The following is a 23596-nucleotide window of genomic DNA, read 5'->3' as shown; positions in this document are numbered from 1 at the left end:
GGCGGCCCCTGGGGGCCGCCTGACATGGACTACGACCGCCTCCGACCTCCGCTTGCGCGAAGGCCTGCCTCGGTCGTAGATTTGGCGGGAAATAACACTGTATACTTTACACCATGCCTCGTCTCCGCTTGACCCCCGGCCAGCGCTTGGAGATCGCCCGCGAGCGGGCGAGGGGGGTGAGCGCGCGCGACCTCGCGGCGCGCTTCGCCGTCAGCCGCCAGACGATCCACGCCGTGGCGCGGCAGGTCGGGGACGCGTCGACGGTGCTCGACGGCACCACGCATGTGGTCAGCGCGCGGGTGTCGGATCGCGAGCTGCGGGCCTTCGAGGCCACCATCGGACGGCATGGCCTCAGCCGGTCCGAGGCGATCAAGCGCCTGGTGCGCGCGGCGGGGGAGGTCTTCGTGACTGAGGGGGAGGAGGCCGATCAGCTCCGGCGCCTGGGCGCGGCCGTCAACCGCATCGGCGGCAACATCAACCAGATCGCCAAGGCCTGCAACGAGGCCCGGATCAAGGGGCAGGCCTTGCCCTATACGGCCCGGTCCCACGCGGAGGTCCGCGAGGCGCTGACGGTGGTGTTCGAGGTGGCCGACCAGGTGCGTCAACTCGCGGAGGCGCGGCGCGCGACCCTCAACGTGGTGGTGGCGGCCACCCTCCACGAGGAGAGGCCGGATGAGACGGCCTGAGCTGTCCCCCGCCGCCGATCTGTTCGACACCGGCTGGAGCCGCGTGCGGGGGCGACGCGGCGGAAGCGGGGCAGGGGGGGCCTTCGGTCCGGAGGCCGGGTCGCGGGTCCTGAACCGTCGCGCGCAGATGGTGCGCGCCGCCCGCGGTCACAGCCCGGCGGTCTTCAAGGTCATCCGAAGGGGGGGCTGCCACACCCGCGCGCAGCTGCGCAACCAGCTCACCTATCTCACCACCAAGTCGGCCCATGTCTTCGACGCCCGCGGGCAGTACGACGGCCGCAGGGTGCTGAGCGCCGCGGACATCGACGCGGTGGCGCGGCGGTTCTCGGGGCAGTGGGACACCACGCGGCCTCTCAAGCTCGGCCACACCTCCCACCTGCTCATGTCGTTTCCCATCGGCACCCGGCCCGAGCACGTGCGCGACGTGGTGGAGAGCCTCTGCGACCGCTTCTTCCAAGGGCAGGGCGCCCGGTTCGACTACATCGCGGCCGTCCATACCGATCGCGCCCACCCCCACGCCCACATCGTGGTCAACCGGCAAAGCCCGGACGGGGAGCGCTTCTTCCTCAAGCGCGACCACCGCTTCAACTATCAGGCCTTCCGGCAGGCGATGGTGGAGCAGGGGGACCGGTTCGGGTTGCGCCTGGAGGCCACCGAGCGGTTCGACCGGGGTCGGATCACCTTCGGATCCCGCAGCGTCGAAGTGCAGCGCGCGCGCGTCGAGCGGCGCGCGCCCGTCGAGCGGGAGAGGGCCGGGCGCGGCCTCGACCGGGCGCTCCAGCAGGTCGCCCTGGCCAGCTCGACCTATCAGGACCTCGCGGCCGAGGCGAGCCGCGCGGGCTTCGAGGAGGTCAGCGACGCCCTGCTCCAGGCCAGCGCGATCCTGGCGCGCGGCGGCCACATCCTGCCCCAGGGCGGAATCTATGCGACCTACGACCAAGCCTCCTTCGACGACCTCCTGCGCGACCTTTCGCGAAGCTTGAGAGCCGTCGAGGAGCGCATCCACGCCGCCGAGCCGGCCGAGCGCCCCCGTTACCAGCACGAGCTCAACACCGTTCTCGTGTCGATCAGCCACCTCAACCCGCTCGGGCGCGCCTCCGCCTCGCTTCTGGAGCCCCCCAGCGCGGAGGGCCTCTACTCCCACCGGGCCCTCGAGCCGTCCGCCCGCCACCGGCTGGACGATCCGGCGATCGGGGCGGCGGTGGACGCGGCCTTGCGCTCGACCCCCCTGGCGCGGGCCGAAATCCTGGCCCGGCTGCGGCTCGGCGCCCCGAACGCGGCTCTCGAGCGGCAGTGGCTGGCCTCCGACGCCCGCCGCCTCGCGGCCCAGGACGGGCTCGACCTGTCCGGGTCCGACGGGTGGAGCCGGACGCTGGACCGGCTCGACCATGTGCATGGCGCCCTGGCCCGGACCCTGACGGCCGCCGGCGTCCGGCGCCACGGCGCGGGATCGACGCTGACGGACCCGGCTCCCGCGGCCTCCCTGGCCATCCTGTCCGCCATCGCCGAGCGGCTCCGTGACGCTCGCGCCTCGGCCCCAGCCTTCGATAGCCCCGGAGAGGCCGAGGCGTTCCGCCACGCCGTCGCGCGCCACCTGACGCCCGCCCAGTTGGCCCGGCTCGACGCCGGCGACGAGGAGGTCCTCGCCCCTCTGGCCGACAGCGCCCTGGACCGCTTGTGCCTGGCCAAGGCCTACCTCCAGGCCCACCCCGCCGCGCCACAACCGAACGCCCTCGCGCATGTGCTCGACCGCCTGGTGGACGCCCAGATCGACGCGCAGCGCCTTCGGCAGGGTCTCGGCCATGGCCTCACGCGCCGCTAGCTCATTCCCCGCTCCAGGAGATCCGTCCCATGGCCCCTGATGACACCCCAGACACCCTGACCCGGCAGTTCCACGCGAGCCTGGACAGCGCCCGAGCCCGGATCGCGGCCGCCGCTCCGGCCGCGCGTCCGGCCCTGGAGCAACGGCTGGATGAGGTCCTGACCTCGATCCGGCATCTCGACCCCGAGCGGCGCGATGCGGCTCGCCTGCCCGCCTCATCCTTCGGCGTCTACTCGCAGCACGCGCGCGATCCGGCCGGTCTCGCTCGCCTGGACGGTCCCGAGGTCCGGACGGCGGTGGAGGCTCTCCTGCGCGACACCCCGATCTCGGCCGACGAGGTGATGGCGCGCGTGCGGATCGGGGCCGCGAGCGCCGATCTGGAGGCCACCTGGACCCGCAAGGACTGGGAGGCCCTGGCCCGCGCCTACGACCTCGATGCCCCGGACGAGCGGAGCCGCGCGAGCGCCCGGGCCGCGCTGGAGGATCGCTTCGCCCGGGTATCGGGCGACCTGCGCCATCTGCTCGCCGACGCTGGCGTCGTCCAGCGCGCCGTGAACGAGGAGGAGGCGTTCGCCCAAGGCGGCTCCGTGGCCCGGGTGGTGGCCGAGCGCTTGCGCGACGCGTCCGCTCGCGCCCCGGCCTTCGCCTCGCGCGAGGAGGCGCGGGCCTTCCAGGAGGAGATCGAGCGCCGCCTCACCCCCGACCAGATCGACCGCCTGCTTCAGGGCGACGACGGAGCGTTGGCCGAGGTCGCGTCGGAGCCGCTCGACCGTCTCCAGCTGGCCCGGGCCTACCTCGAGGCGGATCGGGCCACCGAGGGGTCGGCCGCGCACGCCCGGCTTCTGGATCGCCTCGTGGACGCCCAGATCGACGCGCAGCGCCTTCGCCACGGCCACGCGCTGCGGGGAGCCGTCCATGGATAAGCGCCGTGTTCTTGCCGCCGGCCTTTCGTTCTCGCTCCTGGGCGCGGGCTTTGGCTACGCCCTGGCCAGCGCCTACCTGACGCAACGGTTCGGGGGCTCCCTCCAGAGTCCCGACTTCCTGTTCTTCCTGCGCAACTTCGCGGCGTTGCGGGAGCGGGCGCCCACCGAGTTCCTGATCGCGGCCGCCCTGGTGGGGGGATGCGTGCTGTTCGGGCTCGCCCTCACGGGCGTCGTGGCGCAGGAGAAGCTCACCACGTTCGGGCTCACCCAGTGGCAGACCCGGGCGCAGATGAAGCGGCACGGCTTCCTGGGGCCGCTCGGCCAAGGCTTCGTCCTGGGCAAGCTCGGCGATCCCAAGAGCCGCCAGCCGTTTCTCGTGTCCACCGAGTTCCCGCACGCGCTCCTGGTCGCGCCGACGGGGCGGGGCAAGGGCGTGGGCTTCGTGATCCCGAACCTCCTGACCTTCCGGGGCTCCGTCGTGGTGCTCGACGTGAAGGGCGAAAACTTCATGGAGACCGCCCGGCAGCGCCAGACCATGGGCAACCGCGTCATCCGCTTCGCGCCCGCCGACTGGAGCCGGAAGCCCAGCCACCGCTACAACCCCCTGCGCCGCATCTTTGAGCTGAAGAACCCCGACCAGCAGCTGATGGAGCTGCGGCTGACGGCCGGGCTCTTCCTCCAGACCGACAGCCCCGGGGCGGCCGGGTTCCTGGAAGGGGCCATGGACATCTTCGTGGCCGCAGGCATGCTGGCCTTCGAGCGGGGCACGCCCACGCTGGGCGCGATCTACCAGATCGCGGCCACGGGCGGGGACAAGCAGAGGGCCTACGCCAAGCTTGCGAACGAGGTGAAGAACCCGGCCGCGCATCTGTTGTTCGAGAACCTGGGCTCGACCAACGTCGACACTCTCACCTCCTGCATCTCGGTGCTGATGACCGCCGGTCTCAACGCCTGGGCCAACCCGGCCATCCAGGCCGCCACCGCCACCAGCGACTTCTCGTTCCGCGACCTTCGCCGCACGCCGCACGCCGTCTACCTGGAGGTCGCGCCCGACATGGTGCGGCCGCTGGCTCCGCTGATCCGGCTCTTCTTTGCGGACCTGATCGCCTCGCTGCAGGCCAAGAAGCCGGGTCCCGACGAGCCCTGGCGGGTGATGATCCTGCTGGACGAGTTCGACCGGCTCGGGCGGATGCCGATCGTGGCCGAGTCCATCAAGATGCTGCGCGGCTACGGCGGGCATCTGGCGCTGGTGACGCAGACCATCCCGGCGCTTGACGAGATCTACGGCGAGAACACGCGCCTGTCCCTGCAAGGGGGCGCCGGTGTGAAGGTCTACCTCACGCCCTCCGATCCCAAGACCATCGAGGAGCTGAGCGCGTCGACGGGCATGACGACCAAGCGCGTCATCTCCAAGTCGCGGCCCTTGGGTCCGCATGCCCTCAAGTCCCGAACCCTGACCGAGCGGACCGAAGACGCGCCGCTCCTGTCCGAGGACCAGGCCCGGACCATGAGCCTCGACGACGTGGTGGTGGTGATCGACGCCCAGAACCCGATCCGGGCGAAGCGCATCAAGTACTACGACGATGTCACGCTCAAGGCGGTCCACGCGGCCCAAGCCGGCGATTGGCCTTACCCCGATCCGGATGCCTTGGCGGTTGCGGAGGTGGTGGCGTTGCGTCAACGGGCCGAAGCCGCCGAAGAGCAGAACGTCCTCTTGTCCGGCCGGGTCGCCCAGATCGAAGCCAACTTCAAGGCGATGCAGGCGGCCCTCGCCGCGAAAACCGCCCCTCAGGAGCCGGCGTCACCCCCAACGCCCCCGCCCAAAGGCGGGATCGCGTCGGGGCCGCTGTCCGCGACCCCTGAGCCCCAGGCCGCCGTCGCGGCGCCGTCCGCCCGCCGGTCCCGATCCGCCCAGGTCGAACCTCCGGCGCCCCTCACCCTTCGTCCCGTCGTGGCCACGGAGGAGGAGGTCCAGACCTTGAAAGGCGTCATCCGGCAGATCGACAGCATTGCGTCCGACCTGTCCGGAAGCAGCGAGGATGCGGACGAGGCGCGGACCCGAAGCCGGACCTCCAAGCTCACCTGAGCGGGCGGGGCGCGTCAGCGTTCGCGGCTGGACGTGGGCCGGAGGTTGCTCGGTCCGGTGATCCCCGCCGCGTCCAGGCGCTTGTTGCGCTCCATGGCCTCCGTCATCAGGTGGGCCCGGTTCAGGCCCGTGCCGCGGCCGGCGGTGGCGGCGTCGAGGGCTCGTCGGGCCCCGGCCCCCGCCATCTCGGCGGCGCTGGCCCGACCGGCCTCGTAGCGGGCCTGATAGCCCCGGGTGTTGAACAGCCCTGAGGCGCCCGCGCGACCTTGGGAGAACAGGCTTGCGGCGGCGCCCGTCATGCTCGGCGCGGCCGCCATCATGATATTGCCGGAGAGACCTTTCACGATGAACGGGATCGCGGCGATCATGCCGGTGGCCATAAAGACCATGGCAAAAAATGGTAGGAGAGCCCCAATGCTATCGGCTTCAGTAGGATCGCCCATGCGACTTACCAAGCTGTTGGCCATGCCGATGATTGTGGCCATCACGCCCGAGATGACGAGCGGGAACATCGCATAGCTAACAAGATTTGATAGCCAGCGGTGGAAGTAGTCCTTTGTGGCTTCGAATATGGATGTCGCAATCATTATAGGTGCCAATCCGATCAACAGGGCCAACATGATCTTAGAGAAGATCAGAACGCCACCCGCTAGAGCACCTACGATCCCCATCATTGCAGTGCCCATGCTGGTGATGGCTGCACCTCTCATCCAACCCATCTCCTCTGTGGCAGCGTTCAAATATTGCGCAAGCCTGTCCATGAGGTTGTCAAAAGCTCCAGCAAACCCGACTGCTCCTTCGGGTACAGCCCCGCCAACAGCCTCTACCATGGCGCCACCAAGCTGATCTAAGCCGTCAGTGAGGGCGGAAGCGACTGTGTTGAATTGAATCCAATTGAGTGCGAACGCGTTGATAAGAATGAGACGCACAACGAGCAAAATCGCTGTGCGACCGTCCATGGACCGAGTTTGGAGAGAGAAGTTGAGCAGAACTAGAATGATGAGAAGAGTTGAGGCCACTATGAAGATCGATCCCATCGCCTCCGCCAAAGCTGCGAATGAAGATTGTGCCGCTGAGGCGATGAACTCATCGGCGGACTCTACCATCCATGAGACGATCCCCATCGTTCGTCCTCACCAGTTGCCTTGCTTTTGGCAGATTGCGCGCGTTTGTTGCCTTAAGCTATTTTTTAGATCCACAAATTCGCTCGTTGCTTCACTCTGAGCTTCATAATCCAGCTCTGCGTAATCACCCTGATACTCCGTCATGGCTGCGTCCCAGGAGGGTGCCTTGTTCGAGCAGGAGCAGTCACCGCTCGCCACGATGCTCTCGTAGGCCCGTGCTTCGTAGATCGACATCAGCAGCACCCCCTTGTAGCTGTCGCGCACGCTCAGGCTCTCGAGCCAGTCCGGTCGGGGCGGGCGATCCGGACAGGTGCGATACGTACGGGGGGCGTCGGCGCTCAGGTCGGGAACGGTGAGATCCGGAACCTCGGACGGTTCGGCGGCCTCGGACGTAGCTGGCTCTTCGGGAGCCTCCTGAGCCCACCCCGCCTCCCCGAACCCCGCCAGAGCCACCGCCAGGGCGAGGCCGATCCGCGTCGTCGTGGTCGTCATCGTCTCCTCCTTTGCGGCGCTCAGGCCGCCTGATCGTCCTCGGGGTGCAGCCCCGGCAGGTGGAACTCGGTGGGCCCCCGCCGGTCCCCGTGCCGGCCCACCTGCAGGATCACGTCGATGGTGCCCTCCACGTAAGCGACAAGCTCGGCGTAGGTCATGGGCAGGTTGGCCTTGGATGCGGCGATGGCGAGGCGCTTGACGGCGAGCTGGGGCGTCTCGGCGTGCAGCGTCGTCATCGAGCCGCCATGGCCGGTGTTGATGGCCTCCAGGAACGCCATGGCCTCGGCGCCCCGCACCTCGCCCAGGATGATGCGGTCGGGCCGCATCCGCAGCGTCGAGGTCAGGAGCCGGTCGGGGCTGCGCTCGGGGGTGTCCCGGTCGGTGAGGAGCGTGACCACGTTGGGCTGGCGGGGGTGCAGCTCGGCCGCGTCCTCGATGGTGACGAGGCGCTCGGGGACGGGCACCTGGTCGAGCAGCTTGCGCAGCACCACCGTCTTGCCGGTGTTGGTGCCGCCCGAGACCACGAGGTTGAGCCGGTGGTGGACGCAGAAGGCCAGCGCCGCCTCCAGATCGCCCCCGGCCACCACCGCGCGGAGCTGGGCGTTCCGCTCGCGCCGGCGCGCCTCCAGGCTTTGGGGCGCCTCATAGAGCCAGTCGAGCCGGATGGCCTCCAAGGGGACGGCCGAGAAGAAGCGCAGCGAGATGGCGGGGGCGGGGCCGGCGACGGCCGGGGCGGTCACCACCTGGGCGCGGATGGGCCGGCCGCCATGGAGGATCGACACGCTGAGGATGGGCCGGCGGTCGGAAAGCTGCGCGCGCGCCGCCGAGGCGATCTGGGCCGCGAAGTCGCGCCCCTGCACGGGGGTGAGCGTCACGCCCAGGGGCCGCATGGCGTGGTCGCCCTGGAACTCCCCCCAGACCCGGCCGTCGGGGTTGACGGCGATCTCGATCACGTCGTCGCGGCGCACGGCCGGGCCGAGGCGCTGGAGCGAGGCCGCGAGGTAGGAGTCCGCGACGGGGACGGGATCGGCGGGGGCGGGGACGAGGGTGGGGCTAGCGGTCATCCGAGAAGCTCCAGATCGCGGTCCACGAGCACGGTGATGCGGGCGCCCTGGTCGATGAAGAGGGTGGGCGGCACGGCGAGGTAGCCGTCCAGCACCGAGCGGCTGGCGTCCTCGGCGTCCCCGCCCAGCTCCTCCGCGAGCTCGGAGGCGAGCGGGTCCTCGACGGAGGCCGCCGCGGCCGCGGGCAGGGCGGAGATGAGCGACACCAGCGCCGCCGAGCCGAAGCGGGTGCCCAGGCGCCGGTCGATGCGCCCCGCAGTCCCCGACCGGCCCAGCTCGTCGGCGCCGTAGGCCGAGATGCTCACCGACTGGCCGTCGGGGGTGAGGATGCGGTCCCAGGCCACCATGAGGCGGCGCTGGGTGGGCTCGATCTGGCTGTTGTAGCGGCCCAGGAGCTTGGAGCCGCGCGGGATGAGGACGCGGGTGCCGTCGAAGCTGTGCACGTCCTCGGAGACGACGGCGCGGATGGCGCCGGGGAGGTCCGAGACGATGGCGGTCTCCAGGGCGGCCTGGATGACCGTGCCCTGGATCACGGTGCGGGATGGGTTGGCGATGACGGTGGCCTGCTCGACCTCGGCTCGGCGGGCCCCGGCGCGAAGGAACTCCTCGTTCTGTCCTAGGTCGGGCCCGGCGGCTGCTCCGGTCGCGCCCACCCCCGATCCCCCGAATGCCACGATGGGCGAGCTGATCCGCGCCTGGCGCTCGGCCTCGGCGCGGGCGCGGCGCGCCTCCAAGGCGGCCAGGCGCTCGGCCTCCGTGTCCCCCAGCGGGGATGCTTCCAATCCGCCGGGCGGCAGGGTCGGCCCGCTCCCGTCGAACTGGGCCGCCAGCAGCTGGGCCTGAAGGCCATCGGCTCGCAGCTGCTCCTGCTTGGCCTGACGCTGGGCGTCCTCCAAGGCGTCCTGCAGGTTCGCGGACTGCGAGGCGAGGTTGCTGACCTGCGCGCTCAGACTGGCGAGCTGTGCGGCGGTTCCGTCCTCGTCCGGCTGTTCGCCGCCAGCTGGTGCCGCCGCTTCGCGCAAGGCCTCCAGTTCGGCTCGCAGCTCGGCCAAGGTCTGCATCATCGCCTCGTCCGGCTGGGACGGTTCCGAGGAGGCCGGCACGGCGGGTGGCAGGGAGGGTTGAGCCGCGACCGGGATCGGCGCGGGCACCTCTGGCGCGGATTTCTGGGTCGGCATCGTCTCCCAGCCCGCTCCGGCGGGCTGGAACTCCTCGGGCTCGGCGACCGCCAGGGTGTCGCTGGCCTGACGCGACTGATGCAGCGCCAGAATGCCCCCCCAGAGCACCGACACGCCCAGGATCGCCGCAATGACTTTGATCGGTCCCGCTCCGGCCCGTGGCCGGCCTCGCATGGGCGTGTCGTCCAAGGCGGCCAGGTTCTCCCCCAAGCTTGCGGCATCGTCCTCGTTCATGATCCGGCCTCCCGATCTTGGGCCTGCACGCAGACCACCTCCTCGCCCAAGCGCAGCACCCAGCGGGGGCTGATCCCCGAGACGCGCACGACCCCGTCTTCGCGCGACGAGCTGTTGGCGGTGCGCTCGCCGCCCTCGGGGCCGACCCGCAGGATGGCGGGCAGGGGGGCGTTGGACCCAAACTGGAAATAGGTGAAGGTGCCGTCGTCCGAGACCGCCACGGGGGCGAACTCCGCCTCGCCGCTCACGCCGTAGCGGTAGGTGGTGGGCCGTGGCACGACGGCGTTCCTCGGGGGCGCGGAGGCGCCAGGGTAGGCGAAGCGCACCACGTAGTAGGTGGGACCGCCCCCTTCCACGACGTTGAAGTAGTAGGAGCGCAGGTTGGTGTAGACGTTGATGTTGGTGCTCACGCCCGACATCACCGGCTTGACCGCGAAGGCCTGCCCGCCCGGCACCCCGTCGAAGAGGAAGCCCTCGGTGTCGCCCGCGACGATGGAGGTGATGGTCTCGCCAGGGGCGAACTCCACGCTGGTGACGTGGGTCAGGTTGGTGTTGAGCCGATAAACCTCGCCATCGACGTAGGACGCCACCCGCACCCGCTCGTCGCGGTTGCCCCGTTGGGGCGTGGCTTCGGCCCAAGCGGCGGAGGCCAGGGCTGCAGAGAAAAGGGCGATCGAGCCTAGATGGGACCAACGGCTCATCTACTCCTCCAGTCGGTCCGAGACGATGGCGTAGTCCTCCACCGTAAAGCCCAGGGGGTTGGTCCAGACCCCATCGATCTGGCGCTGCGTCTCCGGATGGAAGGCAAACTTGAGTGTGGCCGTGAAGAGCCCGGTCGTGACGCCTTCCGGCGCGGTCAGCCGCTTGCGGAGCCGGACCTGGGCGCGGTCGTTGGTGATGAGCGCGATGCTCAGCACCTCCACGTCGATGCGGGCGTTCGGCCCATAGGCCTCGGGCGGGTAGGCGTCGTGCCCCGACGTCCAGAGCGCGCGCAGAGTGTCAGCGGCGGCGCCCTCGCTCATGGCCAGCGTCCGGCGCACGCGCAGGTCGTTGTCGAGCTGGTTGTAGGTCTCGCGGTCGCTCACGTAGCGGAACACCTCCGCCTCGACCACCGCCTGACGCTCGGTGAGCGTCACCGTCCCCACCCGCGCCTCCGGCAGGGCCATGCCAGTGGCGGGATCATAGGCCACGAGCGCCGGGGCCGGATCCACGTCGAGGACCGCCACGGCCGCTGCCGCGAGGCACCCCGCCACGCCGAATAAAAGACCCGCCCCGGCCAGCGCCTTCCACACGCGCTCGCGTCGCCGCGCCCCGAAGATCAGCTCTTCCTCCACGATGTCGTTCATGCGGGTCATGGGGCCTCACTCCAAGTCCGGCAGGGTAAAGTCGGTGTACTCGCGCTCGGCCGCGATGGTGGCGGCGTCGATGACCCCCGCCTGGCCCGCGCCGACGGTTGCGATCGACTGGAGGCGGAGCATTTCGAGCAGAACGATGCCGATCTCGGCGGTGACGCGGGTGTTGTGGTCGATGGAGGCCTTGAGGTCGGGCTGCTCGCCGATGGCCGCGACCAGCGCCTCCAGGCGTTCGGCCTCCACCCCCGCGTTCTCGTGGCTGACCTGGGCCGCCGCGCTTAGGGTGGCGCCCGTGGTGGCGCGGGTGGCGATGCGCTGTGCCTCCTCGTCTGTGCCGACCCCGTCGCCGGGGGTGCCGCCCGGATCAGACGGGCCGTCGCCGCTTGGGTTGCCGGCCGCCAAGCGCTCCAGGGTGGCCGCGTCGAAGCCCGCCTCGTTCAGCACGCCCTCGATCCCTTCGCGCATCCGGCCCGCGTTGGGGCCGGTGAGCTGCGACCAGTCCCCCTGTTGCACGGCCTGGATGGAGCCCACGACGTCGGTGAAGTTGCCGCCCAGGAGGTTGTCGAGCTCGCCGCCCATGACGAGCTCCATGATGTCGCGCTCGCCCGTGAGCGCCTCGTAGGTCTGAGTGAGCTTCGTGTATTGCTCCTCCAGCGTCCGGAGCTGCTCCAAGGCGGTGTCGAGGAGGTCGGACTGGAGGCCGAAGTCCTCCAGCATCTGGTCGAGCTGGCGGATCTGCTGGGCGATGGAGCTCCAGTCGACCACGGGGATGGCGGCGGAGGCGCTCTGGGCGAACCCCAGGACCAGAGCCGTCGAGAGAAGGAGGCGCTTCATGGCAGGGTCTCCAGGGTGAAATCCGTGTAGTCGCGCTCGGCCGCAAAGATCGCCGCCAGCGCCACCTGCTCGGCGCTCAGCGGCTGGACGTGGGCGGCCTGCAGGCGCGCCATCATCACCATCAAACGCGCGACCTCGGCGCGGGCGTAGGTGTTGAGGCTCATGGCTTCCTCGGCGTCCGCCGTCGCCCTGATGCGGGTGACGATGCTTCGGAGCCGGGTGGCGGCCGAGGCGATCTGGGCCTCCGTGTGGGCGCCGTAGACCATCGCCGCGTCGGCGGTGAGCGACAGCGTCGCGCCCGCGAGCAGCACCGGGTCGATGGTGCCCTTGGCGTCGATCCCGCCCACGAGGCCCAAGTAGCTGTTGTACTTGGCCGGGATGGCCTTCACGTAGCCCTGGGTCTCATCGAAGGGCGGCACGCCCCCGTACTTCTCGACCGCGCCGGGTCCGGCGTTGTAGGCCGCGAGCGCGAAGACGACGTTGCCGCCGAAGGCCTGGAGCTGCTGGGAGAGGTAGCGGGCGCCCCCTTCGACCTGCACGTAGGGGTCCTCGTAGTATTCGGGGTAGATGCCCAAGGCTTGCGCCGTGCCGGGGATGATTTGCGTGAGCCCGAAGGCCGCGGCCGGGGAGCGCGCGCCCACCTGGAAGCGGCTTTCCTGCCAGATCAGCGCCTGCAGGAGACAGCGCCACTGCACGGGCGAGAGGCCGGCGGCCGCGACGCCGGGGTAGCCCGCCGTGTCCTTGGCCACCTGGATGATGAGCTCCTCCACGGTGACGTTGGCGTCGCCGAAGAGCCGGGCGGCGGCCGGGTTGGGGTCCTGGGCGCCGTAAAGGACGGCCGCGGACCCGGGCGCGGTGCCGTCGCCCTCCAGCGCTGCGAGGGTGGCCGGGGTGCCGGAGCCGTCCGTGGCCGAGACGGAGGCCAGGATGCGGTCGAGGGCGGCGAGTTGGCCGCGCTCGATCTCCAGGGCCTGCGCCGCGTTCGTCCGTCGCTGCGCCTGCAGGGCCAGGTCCTCGCCCTTCTGGGCGATCACCGCCTCCTCGCGCAACTCCAGGCCTTCGTCGTGGACCGACCCGCCTCCGAACACGCTGCCGAAGAGACCCCCGAACAGGCCCGCCTCGCCCGCGCCTGGGAGGGCGAGCGCAAGCAGGAGAGCGGAAACGGCGACGGCGCTACGCATCCCCACCCAGGTTCTCAGGCAGAGGCTGGAACTCGCAAGGGTCGTGGCCCGCCAGGAAGCTGAAGCAAGTGGCCGTTGGTCCGGAGGTGGGCTCGCAGCCGGCGAGCCCGAACGCTGCAAGGCCCAGCCCAAGGAAGAGGAGAGCTCGCCGTCCCATGTCACAGCCTCCAGAAGTCGGGCCGGGATCGCCAGCCGGATCCCGCCAGGGCCTCGCCCTTCTCCATCCCACCCAGGATCGTGAGGAGCGGGCCCAGGGCGGACAGATCGGCGTTCAGCAAGGTCGAGCCCCGGTCGTCACGCACCAACGCCAGCCGGGAGCCGGGTCCGGTTTCCAAGAGCATGGCCAGCTCCTTGTCGTTGAGCCCCAGCATCTCGTAGTCGGAGGCCCGGGCGCGCAGGTTGGGCAGCAGCACCTGGGTGGGCACCGCCTCCACGATGGTCCGCCCCGTGCGGGTGCGCTCGAGCTGGCTGGCATATTGCGTCATCATCACCACGGCCGCGTTCTGCTTGCGGGCGGTGACGAGCCAGTTGGACAGGCGTTCCGCAAAGTACGTCGTGTCGAGCGCCTTCCAGGCCTCGTCCACGAGGATGACGGTGGGCCGGCGGTCCTCGATCAGCCGCTCGACGCGCCGGAACAGATAGGAGAGCACCGCCATGCGCTCGCGTTCGCTCTCGCTGTCGAGGATGCCCGTGAGGTCGAAGCCCACCACGTCGCCCTCCAGGCTGAACGTATCGCGGCGGCTTTGCCCGAAGATCCAGCCGTAGCGGCCCTCGGCCGTCCACTCGTGGATGCGCTCGTGCAGGTCGCCCCCGTCGTCGGTCGATGCAAAGAGCGAGGCGAGGTCCGTCCAGTTGCGTAAAGTCGGGGCGGCCCCGGCGTTCTGGCGCACGACCTCGCTGATGCGGTTCGTCTGCACCGGCGAGAGCGGCCGGTCTTCGCGGGAAAGGAGGGCTGTCAGCCAGTCGGCGAGCCAAGCCTGTCCGCGCTCGTCGGTCTCGAGCCACAGGGGATTGAGCCCCGTCGGTCGCCCCGCCTGGATCGGGGCGTACGATCCCCCGAGCGCCCGCACCGCCATCTCCAGGCCGGCTCGGTAGTCGAACACGACGACCCGCGCCCCCGCGCGCCGCGCTTGCGTCATCAGGAAGGCCGCCAGCACCGACTTGCCCGCGCCCGAGCGGCCCAGGATCAGGGTGTGGCCCGAGGTGGGCTCCTTCTCGGGGCTGCCCGCCTCGTGATGGCTGAACCAGTAACCCGACCGCTCGGGCGTGGGCAGCATGGTGATGGGCGTGCCCCAGGGCGTCTCCTCCGCGCGCTTGCCGAGCGAGGTGCGGTGGAAGGCCGCGAGGTCGGCGAAGTTGCGGTTGGTGATCGTGGCGCGGCGTGCGCGCATCGCGGCGTTGCCGGGAGCTTGCGCGAAGTAGTGGGTCTGCGCCGGAAAGGCCTCGTTGACCAGGGTGACACCCCGGCTGGCGGCGATGTTGCGGACCTCGCTTCCCAGTTCGTCCAGTTCGGCCACGCTTCTGGCAAACAGCGTCACGGTCATGTGGTGGTCACCGAAGATGAGCCGCCGGGCCTCCAGATCGTCGTGCGCCTCCTCGAGCTCCGCCGCCAGCGAGAGCGCCCCGTCCTGGCTCGCGCGCATGAGGCGCCTCGTGCGCTTGAGCCGCTCCGCCATGAGGTTCGAGTTGATCGGCGTGAAGCTGTGGGTCATGACCATGTCGACGGGCAGGTCGAGGCCGTCAAACAGCCCCACCTCGGTCTTCGCGGGGTAGGTCTTGATGGCGAAGGTGGTCCCGACCTTGCGGCCCACCACGCCTTCGGACAGCAGGAAGCGCGCGCCTTGGAAGCTCACGCGCGTGTTGGCCACGTCCTCGGCCAAGAAGTGATAGCGCGAGTGCCCACGGATCGGCACCTCCTCGCCGGTGTTGAGCGCGCCCAGGAAGCCCAGGAGCTCGCCACTGGACGCCGTGAGCCGCCGGGCGCGCATGTCGCTGAAGCTTGACAGCAGGAAGCCCGTGACCTCGTTGAGCTTGCGCAGGGCCAGGGCCGTCTCCGCCTTGAGCCGTTCCGACGACTTCCGGGCGAAGAAGGGCACCTTGGTCCCGAGGTCGGGCCGTTTCATCACCGTCAGCGTGAGCGTGCGGTCCCGGAGCCCCAGACCGTCGAGGTGCGCCCGCCAGCGGGCGTCGACGGCGGCGGCGAAGTCCTCGCCCAGGACGGGGCGCAGCTCATGGCGCAGACCCTTGGAGACCTTGTGGACATAGAAGGCATAGCCAGGGCCTACCTGCGCCACCACTTGCGCGAAGAGCCGCTTGGTGCGGTCGAGGAGAGCGTCGTCCACGGTGGCGCTGTTGAGGCCACCCAAGCGGAGGCACTGGAAAAGCTCGTTGCCGCGCGTCCGCACGGTCACGTCGTCCACCAGGGACACGTAGGGCAGCATCCGGGCCAGATGTCGGTCGCCGGGCCGAAGCTGAGGCAACAGGCCGTCCAGGCCGAGAGGGCTGGCGGACTCAGCCGCCCGCCGAGCCTCCCGGCGAGGCTTGCCCGCCTCGGGAGGTGCCGAAACCTTGCGTTGGAACATCAGATCCCTCTCGGGCCGCGCTCACGGCGCGTAATGGATGCGCCCGTCCCTGGAGCGGTTCAGGCTGGGCGGCGTGTGCTGAAGAACGGTCGCGACGACGTCGAGGACGTGCGGATCCCAGTCGGCCGCCTTCCAGATCGCCGGGTAGGCCAGGAGAGCCAGCACCGGAACCACCCAGTGCTGAACCCAAAGGAACAAGAGAGCCGACCCGAACAGCCAGACGACCGCATATAGGATCGGCAGCCCCAGCAGCTTGGGAGGCCGGATCAGGCCGATGAAGAGCCGGGTCTGCTCCGCCATCCCCTGCGCCCTCAGGCCCCACCGAAGATGGCGCCCACGATCGTTGGAGCGGCCGCCACCCCGACCACCGCGACCACCACGTAGAGGGCGCGCTGGAAGTCGATGTAGCCCAGGAGCCAGGAGACGAAGACACCGATCAGCGCCAGCGTGCCCAGCACGAGCCCCAAGGGCCCCGTCAGAGCGTCCACGATGCCTTGAAGCACATTCTGCACGGGCGAAAGGTCGATTTCCTGCGCGCGCGTCGGCGACGCGGCCAGCGCCACAGCAAGAAACACAAACGCATTGTGGTGCAATTTCATTGGCTGATATCTCCTTTAAGCCGCGCAACGACCGACAGCACCTTGCGAACGTGGCCTTGCGTTTCCTGATAGGGGGGAATGCCGCCGTAATCCGTCACTGCTTCAGGACCGGCATTGTAGGCGGCCAGCGCCAATTCAGGCGACCTGAAACGACCCAATTGCGCCAGCAGATACCGCGCCGAGCCATCCAGGTTCTGCCGCCAATCGTGCGGATCGACGTCGAGAATAGCGGCGGTGGCCGGCATCAACTGACCAAGGCCCAAGGCTCCCACGGGGCTGGTCGCGCGTGGGTTATAGCCGCTCTCGACCTCGATGTTGGCCTGGTAGAACAGGAGCCAGTCCGAGGCGCTGAGGCCTGCATGCCGAAGGGCGTCGTGCCCGGCGTAGCGCAGGGCCGTGGCTTCGATCTCGGCCAGGATCTCGGGCGCGGGCGCGCGGCCTCTCGGGGCCGGAGCCTTGGCCTCCAAAGCCTCGGGGATCATCTCCTCGCGACCGAACAGAAGAACGCTGCGGGAGTCCTCTTGAGCCGCCTCCCCGTAACGCCTTGAGAAACCTCGGCCACCTTCACTGCTGGCGGCGAGGGTGCCATCGGGGCCCATGACCATGACCAAGCCATCGGCCACCGCCAGGCCGGCCTGCGAGCTGAACGCCAGCGTCAGGAGCAGAGCCAGCCGTCTAGGGCTGGGTCGGTCCGTGATCCTTGAGATTGTGGCTCTGACGGGCGCCGGGTTCCATCGGCACCATGATGGCCCGGAACCCCAACGCATGGAGGAAGGTGGCCAGACCGTTGAGGGTCTTGAAGAACCGGGGCTTGTCGCCCTCCGGCCCAGACCGGGCGGACACCAGAATCCTTTCGGACGTTCCGTCGCTCGCGACGGAATAAATGCCCCACTGGCCATACCAGACGCTCTTTTTCCAAAAGGGCGGCTCTAGGCAGACCACCACAATGCGGTGGCCGTGACCTAAAAGGTCGCGCAATCCCTCTTCCGTCACCACGTCGGGTCCTAGTTTTGGCATATTCGATCCACGGTTCTTCGTGCCGTGATCGTATCAGCCCACCTCCGCGGCCATGACGGGAGCGATACGATCTTATAATGTATGGAGCAACCCCCTTCTGCCACCTGCGCGCGAACGGACCCCCTGGCAGCCTGCCCAAGAAGCGGAAACAGAAGAGATTAGAGGACCTTAGTTGATGTTCACGAAAGAGTCATTATACCTTGCCCTTTACCTTATTGATGCCATGGTGTCACCACTCTCGGCCCAGACGAGCGGCTGCACGCCACCTATCCGACCCTTCCTGCCCAGCGACCCTCGGGATGTTCAAGCCTACGCGGACCTGCTCCGGCGGGATTTCGAGACCTACATCCGCGACTTCGGCACCTACCTGCGCTGCCTCGACACGGAACGGGCGCGGGTGTTTCAGGAGGCACAGGAGGTCACGGCCGACTACGGCCGGTTTCAGGAGCTGACGACCGGATCGCGGCTGACGCCTGCCGAGTGATGCGGATGCAGGCTCGGGGCTGCCTCAGGTCCGCGCCCGTGGCAGCTCATCCAGCCGCGTCGTGTAGCGCGGGCTGCGGTGCTCGAAGCGGGTCGCCCAGGGGCGCTTGAGGCCGGCGGCTGCCGGGACCAGCGTGCCCCGGCCCCAGCGGGCGTTCACCGCGTCGAGCGCCGTCATGAGATGCGCGGAGCGCTCGCGGTCCAAGCCGTCGAAGAGGGGCCGGGCTGCGTCCTCTGCCCGGATCAGCCCCATCGTCATCACGCCGGCCTTGGAGTAGCGGTGCCCCGGCCGCCAGATCGCCGCCACCGCCGTCCGCGCGGCATGGAGGAGCGCCAGAGTGTCGTTCGTGGCTTCAGGCAGCGTCACCGTGCGGCTCGCCCCGTGCTGCGGCCCCTGGTCGTGCGTCGAGGTGTGGAAAAACACGGTGAGCGCGTCGGTGGCGAGGCCATGGCGGCGCAGCTTCTCCGCGAGCCGCGTCGTGTGCGCGGCCACCGCCTCTTGCAGGGTGGGCAGGTCCTCCACGCGACCGGCGAAGTTGCGCGTGACCGCGCAGCCCTTGCGCTGCGGCGCGACCTCCTCCAGCGGCAGGCAGGAGAGCCCACGCAACTCGAAAACGATGCGCTCGCCCACGACCGTGAGGAGCTGGCGGGCGAGATTGTGGTCCAGCCGCGCGAGGTCGGCGGCGGTGCGGCAGCCGATCGCCTCCAGCTTCCCGGCCGAGGCCGGGCCCACGCCCCAGACCTTGCCCACCGGGATCTTCGCCATCACGGAACGGCGCACGGCCTCGTCGCGGAAGTCGCAGACCCCGCCCCGCTCGGGGTCGTGCTTGGCCACTCCGTTGGCGAGCTTGGCCAGCGTCTTCGTGGGGCCGATCCCGACGCAGGTCGGGATGCCCGTCCACTGCCGCACGGTGGCGCGCAGATCGCGGGCGTGGGCCAGGAGGTCCGTCCCGCCCATGCCCGAGAGGTCGAGGAAGCTCTCGTCGATCGAGTAGACCTCGATGGCGGGGGAGAACAGGCGGTAGACCTCGTTCATGCGCGCGCTCATGTCGCCGTAGAGCGCGTAGTTGGAGGAGAACACCGCGACCCGGTTCGTCCGGCACAGGTCGCGCATCTGGAACCAGGGCTGGCCCATGCGGATGCCGAGGGCCTTGGCCTCCGCCGTGCGGGCCACCGCGCAGATCGTGTAATCGGGCGGTGCCAGCTTTCGGCCGTCGCGGATCGTGGCAGTCTTCCCGATAGTGCAACCCGGTCTGTCGCTGACACCGGCATGGCCGATCATCTGGAGCAAGGACCATGCGCTTCTATGCCGGCCTGGATGTCTCGTTGGTTGAGACGTCGGTGTGCGTCGTCAACGAGGACGGAGTGATCGTGCGCGAGGGAAAGGTGCCGAGCGAGCCGGAGGCGCTCGCGCGCTGGCTGGGCGAGCTGGGCCAGCCTCTCACGCGCGTGGGCCTGGAGACGGGCGCGCTCGCCGGATGGCTGGCCGGGGAGATGAGCGAGCTGGGGGTGCCGAACGTGGTGTGCATGGACGCCCGCCACGCGCGGGCCGCGATGGTCGCCATGACCCACAAAACCGACCGCAACGACGCGCGGGGGCTGGCGCAGATGCTGCGCACCGGCTGGTTCCGGGCGGTTCACGTCAAGACCCGGTCCACGATGGAGCTGCGCACGCTGCTGACCAGCCGCAAGACGCTGGTCCTGAAGATCGGCGACCTCGAAAACCAGATCCGCGGCTCGCTGTGCCTGTTCGGCATCAAGCTCGGCACGGCCAAGCGGCGTACCTTCGGGGAGCGCGTCCGCGAACTCACCGCGGGGATGCCGCGCGTGACGGCCATCATGGGCCTGCTGCTTCAGGCGCACGCGGCCATGCTGCAGGCGCTTGACCGGCTGAGCCGCATGCTGCTGGAGGTCGCCCGCGAGAGCGAGGTCTGCCGCCGACTGATGACGGTCCCGGGCGTCGGGGCCGTGGTAGCCCTGACCTATATGGCTGCCATTGAGGATCCAGCGCGCTTCGCGAAATCGCGCTCTGTCGGGGCGATCTTGGGCCTGGTGCCGCGCAAGCACCAGTCGGGCGAGGTGGACCGCAACGGCCGCATCACCAAGACGGGCGACACCGAAGCGCGCTCGGCCTTGTTCGAGGCCGCCCACGTCATGCTGCACCGGGTGACGAAGTGGTCCGCCCTGAAGGCCTGGGCCACGCGGGTGGCGCAACGGCAGGGCACCAAGCGCGCCACCGTGGCCCTGGCGCGCAAGATGGCGGTGATCCTGCACCGGATGTGGGTGGATGGCACCCCGTTTCGCTGGAGTGCCCTGGGTGGCTCGGGCGCGGCCGCATGAGCCACCCATGTCCATGACGAACTGAGGCCGGCAGCTATCGGTCTCGACGGGTCGTCCTCACGGGGACGAGCGGGAGGTGAAGCCGGAATGACGGGTGTGCTGGCGCAGGCCAAGCCCGCTGTCGCATATAGGCTCGGCTCTCGTCGGAACGCGATCATGTGGCGGCCCACGCGCCGACCACGGACAGAAGCCAAGAGCCCCGTGAGACGAACAGGTCAAGTCCGCTCGGCCGCGCGGCCGCGCGGCCGAGCAGGAGAGCGCTATGACATGAGCGGATGAGCGCAGGCCCAAGACGCGCTTGACGGCGGGGGCCCGATTACAGAAGCCGTCGTTGTTGGACAGGACGATGACGGGTCGCTTGGCGAGGGTCGGATCGAACACCCGTTCGCAGGAACAGTAGAAGCTGTTGCCGTCGACCAGGGCGAAGACCGTCATCGCGAGGTCCTGACCTGAGTGGCAAGCCTCACCGCCGGCCCCGCAGCCAGTGGACGTTGCAGCGCACCACGCCCCAGATCTCCACCTCGGCCGCCTCGGCCACCTCAAAGGCCGGGAACTCGCGGTTCTCCAGCGCGAGGCGCGGGCGGGGTCCGTCGAGGAGCAGCCGCTTGAGGCTGCGCTCGCCGTTGACGATCGCCACCACCACGTCGCCGTGCCGCGGCGTGAGGCTGCGGTCCACGATCAGGATGTCGCCGTGGAAGATGCCGGCGTCCTTCATCGAGTGCCCGTCCACGCGCCAGAGAAACGTCGCGGGCTTGTTGGGGATCAGCAGCTCCAGAAGGTTGATGTCCGGCTCCAGATGATCGTCGGCCGGCGAAGGGAAGCCAGCGCAGAGCCCTTCGAGAAAGAAGGGCAGGGACCAGGCCTCGGCCTGCGACTCGAACTCGTGGTGGCGCAGCAGGAACATAACGTGAACGTGTAGCGCCTTCGGTCCGCTTGGCAACAGCGATGCTCCGCCGCCTGGCGCCCCGCCTCGCGCGGTGACGCGCCCCGGCCACGGCGTCGCCCAATCCTTGGGCGGCGTGGGTCGGGTCCATGATCGCCGTTCCTGATCGGACCTGCAGAATTCTCGGTCCGATTGGATCGGCTCCCTGCTCCTCACCTTCTCCAAATATCCCCGGGGGCACCGGGGGCCGGCCGCCCCCGGCGCTCGGCCCCGCAGGACACCGGGTCCGGATCTGGCGATGAACCGCTGGAGCGACCCTTCTACCAGCCCAAGAGGCGCGCCACGTCCACGACGCGCTGCGGGATCTGCGTGACGCAGTAGAGGGTAAGCAGGGCGCTCGCGACGAGGAGTCCGCGCGTGACCCAGTCCTCGCGGGCCATGGCGTCGCGCAGCTCGCGCCAGAGGGGCCGCCAGCGGCTCATCCGCTCCACCTCCCGCACACGCCTTCGCCGATCAGGATCTCGCCCAGGTCCTCACCCGCGATGGCGCAGGTGCCCACCTCGCGGTCGTAGCTCCGCCGCCCTTCCAGGTCGCAGGCGAGGGTCTGACCGTCCACGAGGTCGGCCAGGAACAGCCGGGCGCTCTCGCCTTCGGTGGTGCCCAGTTCGGCACAGTCCAAGTTGGCGATCCGCACCGGCACGCCCGCGACCTCCAGGGTGTCGCCGTCGCGCACGTGCGTCACCCGGCCCTGGAGGGTGTCGGCCAACCGGGATGGGGCAGGGGGCTCGGCCTCGCGTGGCGCCGGGGTCGGAGCTGGGGCAGGGATCGGAGCCGGATGCGAGGTCGTGGACCCGGGCAGCCACTCGGTGAGGCTGCCCGGCCACCACGCGTCCCAGCCCTGCGGCAGACGGGCGGGGTCGAGCCAGCCCAGGGCGACGAGGATGGCCACAAGGGCCGCGAGCCAGGCCAGAGGGCGCCGGCTGCGGGAGCGGGACGAAGAGCGGCGGCGGGGAGAACTGCGGCGCGGGCGACGGGTCATGGCCGCGCTCTAGCAGGTCCGACGGGCCGGGTCATGGCCCAGCCAAAGAAGGGGAAGCGGCAAGCCCGACCCCGAGGGGGTCGGGCTCTAGGGAGGACGGACGCGCGGCCAAGCCGGGCCGCGCGACGCTCACGCGAGGTCCTGGATCCGCCACGCATCCCCGGCCTCCCCCGTCAAGGGGCCAGCGCCCGCGGCAGCCGCGGTCGGCTGCGGGACCCCCCGTGTCCTCGGGCTGCGCCCTGCGGGCCGCGCCAGGGGTCCCTCCGCCCCCTCTGACGGGGACGGCCGGGGCCGCGGGTCGGGCTTTCGCCCGCCCCGCTCTGCCTCTCCCGAAACATGCGAGGCCTGTTTCGGAACGACAGACCGGGACGGCTTCGCCCAAGGGCGGATGAGGGCACCAGACCCCCACCGCACACCCACCACATGCGGAGGCCGTCATGGCACACACCCCTTCCAAGACCTTCGACCCCGAGCGCGAGATCAGCGAGCGCATCATCGCCGCCCTGGAGGCGGGCACGCCCCCCTGGCGCAAGCCCTGGACCGGCGGCACCGCTTGCCCCTTACCCTTGCGGAGCACCGGGGAGGCCTACCGGGGCATCAACGTCCTCATGCTCTGGTTGGAGGCGACCGAGAAGGGCTACGCGTCCCCGTTCTGGCTGACCTACAAGCAGGCCGAGGCCCTGGGCGGGCAGGTCCGCAAGGGCGAGCGCTCCACCCTCGTCGTCAAGTACGGGGTCGTGGAGAAGGAAGGCGAGGACGGGACCGAGGAGCGCCGCCCCTATCTGAAGGCCTACCGCGTCTTCAACGCGGACCAGATCGACGGGCTGCCGGCCGAGTTCACCCGCGAGGCCGACAAGCCGGTGGACTTGGGCACCCGGCCCGACGAGAGCCTGGAAGCCTACTTCGCCCGGCTCGGCGCCACGGTCGAGACCAGTGCCGACCCCCGCGCCTACTACGACCCCGCGCGCGACCTCATCCACATGCCCCCGGTCAGCACCTTCCACACCACGCAGAGCTACTACGAGACCTTGGGCCATGAGGCGGTGCATTACACGGGCGGGACGGCGCGGCTCGACCGGCTCACCCGTTGCAAGGATCGGGCCGCCTACGCCTTCGAGGAACTGGTGGCGGAGATCGGGCAGTGCCTCCTCTTCGCCACCCTGGGGCTCACCCCGTCTATCGACCAGTCGGCGGCTTACGTCGCGGGCTGGCTCCAGGCGCTGCGCGAGGACAAGAAGGCGATCTTCCGTGCCGCCTCCGAGGCGCAGAAGGCGGTGGACCTCATCATCGAGCGGTGCGGGAGCGTCGTGGAGCATCCCGAGGAGGTGGCCGCCTGAGGCGGCCTCTGCCTCGCGACGCGGATGGTGGCAGGGAAGGCCGGGCGCGGGGACGCCCGGTCCGGACCGCTGACCGCGCGCTTCTGCGGGTGCGTCAGACCGGTGCCGTCCGGGAGCAGCTTGCGCGCCGCGCATACCTGACCCGCGTCCCCGTTCATTGTGCAGGCGCAGCATTAGCGCTAACTTGGGAGGAAGACGCGACGGGCCACCTCCTCCCGGCCTGGTCGCTCACTGGATCGGACCGGCCGCCCTTTTCTCCTCCCTGGGCGGGCCTCTGCCGACACAAGGCGGCGCCCTCCTCCCGGGTGGCCGCCTTTTTCTTTGGAGGGGATGCGGACGA

25 protein-coding genes are annotated in these 23596 nt (G+C 69.8%); 7 read left to right on the top strand and 18 right to left on the bottom strand.

Going from position 1 to position 23596, the window contains the following annotated elements; all coding sequences use genetic code 11:
• The first annotated feature begins 176 nt into the window (after positions 1-176).
• Genes J2Z33_RS14060 through J2Z33_RS14045 form a run of 4 tightly spaced genes read left to right on the top strand, consistent with a single transcriptional unit; the run spans position 177 to position 5517 of the window.
• A complete protein-coding gene (locus J2Z33_RS14060; protein WP_209842146.1) occupies positions 177-686 on the top strand; it encodes a plasmid mobilization relaxosome protein MobC in 510 nt (169 codons plus the stop codon).
• A complete protein-coding gene (locus J2Z33_RS14055) occupies positions 673-2508 on the top strand; it encodes a relaxase/mobilization nuclease domain-containing protein (RefSeq protein WP_209842144.1) in 1836 nt (611 codons plus the stop codon). The genes J2Z33_RS14060 and J2Z33_RS14055 overlap by 14 nt, the downstream gene beginning before the upstream one ends.
• Before the next feature lie 29 nt (positions 2509-2537).
• Positions 2538-3431, top strand: coding sequence for a hypothetical protein (locus J2Z33_RS14050; protein ID WP_209842142.1), 894 nt, complete (start codon positions 2538-2540; stop codon positions 3429-3431).
• Complete coding sequence (locus J2Z33_RS14045) at positions 3424-5517, top strand: type IV secretory system conjugative DNA transfer family protein (RefSeq protein ID WP_209842140.1); 2094 nt, start codon at positions 3424-3426, stop codon at positions 5515-5517. Before J2Z33_RS14050 ends, J2Z33_RS14045 begins: the two co-directional genes overlap by 8 nt.
• Positions 5518-5531: 14 nt before the next feature.
• Here J2Z33_RS14045 and J2Z33_RS14040 read toward each other — a convergent pair whose 3' ends face one another.
• The 13 genes from J2Z33_RS14040 to J2Z33_RS13980 all read right to left on the bottom strand — a co-directional run bounded on the left by J2Z33_RS14040 (position 5532) and on the right by J2Z33_RS13980 (position 17153).
• Positions 5532-6641, bottom strand: coding sequence for a TrbL/VirB6 family protein (locus tag J2Z33_RS14040; protein WP_209842138.1), 1110 nt, complete (start codon positions 6639-6641; stop codon positions 5532-5534).
• A gap of 9 nt (positions 6642-6650) precedes the next feature.
• Complete coding sequence (locus J2Z33_RS14035; protein WP_209842136.1) at positions 6651-7133, bottom strand: hypothetical protein; 483 nt, start codon at positions 7131-7133, stop codon at positions 6651-6653.
• A gap of 20 nt (positions 7134-7153) precedes the next feature.
• On the bottom strand, positions 7154-8197 hold the full coding sequence (locus tag J2Z33_RS14030) for an ATPase, T2SS/T4P/T4SS family (protein ID WP_209842133.1): 1044 nt from the start codon (positions 8195-8197) through the stop codon (positions 7154-7156).
• Positions 8194-9609, bottom strand: a complete 1416-nt coding sequence (locus J2Z33_RS14025; RefSeq protein ID WP_245218863.1) for a TraB/TrbI/VirB10 family type IV secretion system protein — start codon at positions 9607-9609, stop codon at positions 8194-8196. Before J2Z33_RS14025 ends, J2Z33_RS14030 begins: the two co-directional genes overlap by 4 nt.
• On the bottom strand, positions 9606-10310 hold the full coding sequence (locus J2Z33_RS14020; protein ID WP_209842131.1) for a TrbG/VirB9 family P-type conjugative transfer protein: 705 nt from the start codon (positions 10308-10310) through the stop codon (positions 9606-9608). Before J2Z33_RS14020 ends, J2Z33_RS14025 begins: the two co-directional genes overlap by 4 nt.
• The gene (locus J2Z33_RS14015; RefSeq protein WP_209842129.1) at positions 10311-10964 is read right to left on the bottom strand and encodes a VirB8 family type IV secretion system protein; all 654 of its coding nucleotides are present in this window, start codon (positions 10962-10964) and stop codon (positions 10311-10313) included. It lies immediately after the preceding gene.
• A 6-nt stretch (positions 10965-10970) separates the two neighbouring features.
• Positions 10971-11795 carry a type IV secretion system protein gene (locus tag J2Z33_RS14010; RefSeq protein ID WP_209842127.1) on the bottom strand — a complete coding sequence of 275 codons (825 nt, stop codon included), beginning with the start codon at positions 11793-11795 and terminating at the stop codon, positions 10971-10973.
• Positions 11792-12976: a lytic transglycosylase domain-containing protein gene (locus J2Z33_RS14005; RefSeq protein ID WP_209842125.1), complete on the bottom strand. Its 1185-nt coding sequence runs from the start codon at positions 12974-12976 to the stop codon at positions 11792-11794. Before J2Z33_RS14005 ends, J2Z33_RS14010 begins: the two co-directional genes overlap by 4 nt.
• 158 nt (positions 12977-13134) lie before the next feature.
• Positions 13135-15417 carry a VirB4 family type IV secretion/conjugal transfer ATPase gene (locus tag J2Z33_RS14000; protein ID WP_245218875.1) on the bottom strand — a complete coding sequence of 761 codons (2283 nt, stop codon included), beginning with the start codon at positions 15415-15417 and terminating at the stop codon, positions 13135-13137.
• A 162-nt stretch (positions 15418-15579) separates the two neighbouring features.
• Positions 15580-15858 carry a VirB3 family type IV secretion system protein gene (locus J2Z33_RS13995; RefSeq protein ID WP_209842121.1) on the bottom strand — a complete coding sequence of 93 codons (279 nt, stop codon included), beginning with the start codon at positions 15856-15858 and terminating at the stop codon, positions 15580-15582.
• Between the two features lie 11 nt (positions 15859-15869).
• Positions 15870-16157, bottom strand: a complete 288-nt coding sequence (locus J2Z33_RS13990) for a TrbC/VirB2 family protein (protein WP_209842118.1) — start codon at positions 16155-16157, stop codon at positions 15870-15872.
• On the bottom strand, positions 16154-16768 hold the full coding sequence (locus J2Z33_RS13985; protein ID WP_377110137.1) for a lytic transglycosylase domain-containing protein: 615 nt from the start codon (positions 16766-16768) through the stop codon (positions 16154-16156). Before J2Z33_RS13985 ends, J2Z33_RS13990 begins: the two co-directional genes overlap by 4 nt.
• A gap of 64 nt (positions 16769-16832) precedes the next feature.
• The gene (locus tag J2Z33_RS13980) at positions 16833-17153 is read right to left on the bottom strand and encodes a hypothetical protein (protein ID WP_209842116.1); all 321 of its coding nucleotides are present in this window, start codon (positions 17151-17153) and stop codon (positions 16833-16835) included.
• A 196-nt stretch (positions 17154-17349) separates the two neighbouring features.
• Between J2Z33_RS13980 and J2Z33_RS13975 the strand changes: the two genes are divergently transcribed.
• A complete protein-coding gene (locus tag J2Z33_RS13975) occupies positions 17350-17658 on the top strand; it encodes a hypothetical protein (RefSeq protein ID WP_245218862.1) in 309 nt (102 codons plus the stop codon).
• A 24-nt stretch (positions 17659-17682) separates the two neighbouring features.
• Here J2Z33_RS13975 and J2Z33_RS13970 read toward each other — a convergent pair whose 3' ends face one another.
• Complete coding sequence (locus J2Z33_RS13970) at positions 17683-18831, bottom strand: Y-family DNA polymerase (protein ID WP_209842114.1); 1149 nt, start codon at positions 18829-18831, stop codon at positions 17683-17685.
• A gap of 122 nt (positions 18832-18953) precedes the next feature.
• Here J2Z33_RS13970 and J2Z33_RS13965 point away from each other — a divergent pair, with 122 nt between their 5' ends.
• Positions 18954-19997, top strand: a complete 1044-nt coding sequence (locus J2Z33_RS13965) for an IS110 family RNA-guided transposase (protein ID WP_209842112.1) — start codon at positions 18954-18956, stop codon at positions 19995-19997.
• A 57-nt stretch (positions 19998-20054) separates the two neighbouring features.
• Here the strand turns inward: J2Z33_RS13965 and J2Z33_RS13960 are convergent, their stop codons facing one another.
• The 4 genes from J2Z33_RS13960 to J2Z33_RS13945 form a co-directional block, all read right to left on the bottom strand.
• On the bottom strand, positions 20055-20432 hold the full coding sequence (locus J2Z33_RS13960; RefSeq protein ID WP_209842110.1) for a Y-family DNA polymerase: 378 nt from the start codon (positions 20430-20432) through the stop codon (positions 20055-20057).
• A gap of 28 nt (positions 20433-20460) precedes the next feature.
• A complete protein-coding gene (locus J2Z33_RS13955; protein ID WP_209842108.1) occupies positions 20461-20901 on the bottom strand; it encodes a LexA family protein in 441 nt (146 codons plus the stop codon).
• Positions 20902-21200: 299 nt separating this feature from the next.
• A complete protein-coding gene (locus tag J2Z33_RS13950) occupies positions 21201-21362 on the bottom strand; it encodes a DUF2985 domain-containing protein (protein ID WP_209842106.1) in 162 nt (53 codons plus the stop codon).
• Positions 21359-21829 carry a thermonuclease family protein gene (locus J2Z33_RS13945; RefSeq protein WP_209842104.1) on the bottom strand — a complete coding sequence of 157 codons (471 nt, stop codon included), beginning with the start codon at positions 21827-21829 and terminating at the stop codon, positions 21359-21361. The genes J2Z33_RS13950 and J2Z33_RS13945 overlap by 4 nt, the downstream gene beginning before the upstream one ends.
• A gap of 527 nt (positions 21830-22356) precedes the next feature.
• Here J2Z33_RS13945 and J2Z33_RS13940 point away from each other — a divergent pair.
• On the top strand, positions 22357-23256 hold the full coding sequence (locus J2Z33_RS13940) for an ArdC family protein (RefSeq protein WP_209842101.1): 900 nt from the start codon (positions 22357-22359) through the stop codon (positions 23254-23256).
• The last annotated feature ends 340 nt before the right edge of the window (positions 23257-23596 follow it).

Origin of the sequence: Rubellimicrobium aerolatum, assembly GCF_017872975.1 — a bacterium.
Lineage (GTDB): Bacteria > Pseudomonadota > Alphaproteobacteria > Rhodobacterales > Rhodobacteraceae > Rubellimicrobium > Rubellimicrobium aerolatum.
The sequence above is the reverse complement of the archived record's forward strand: the minus strand, read 5'-3'. Positions and strand labels throughout refer to the sequence as shown.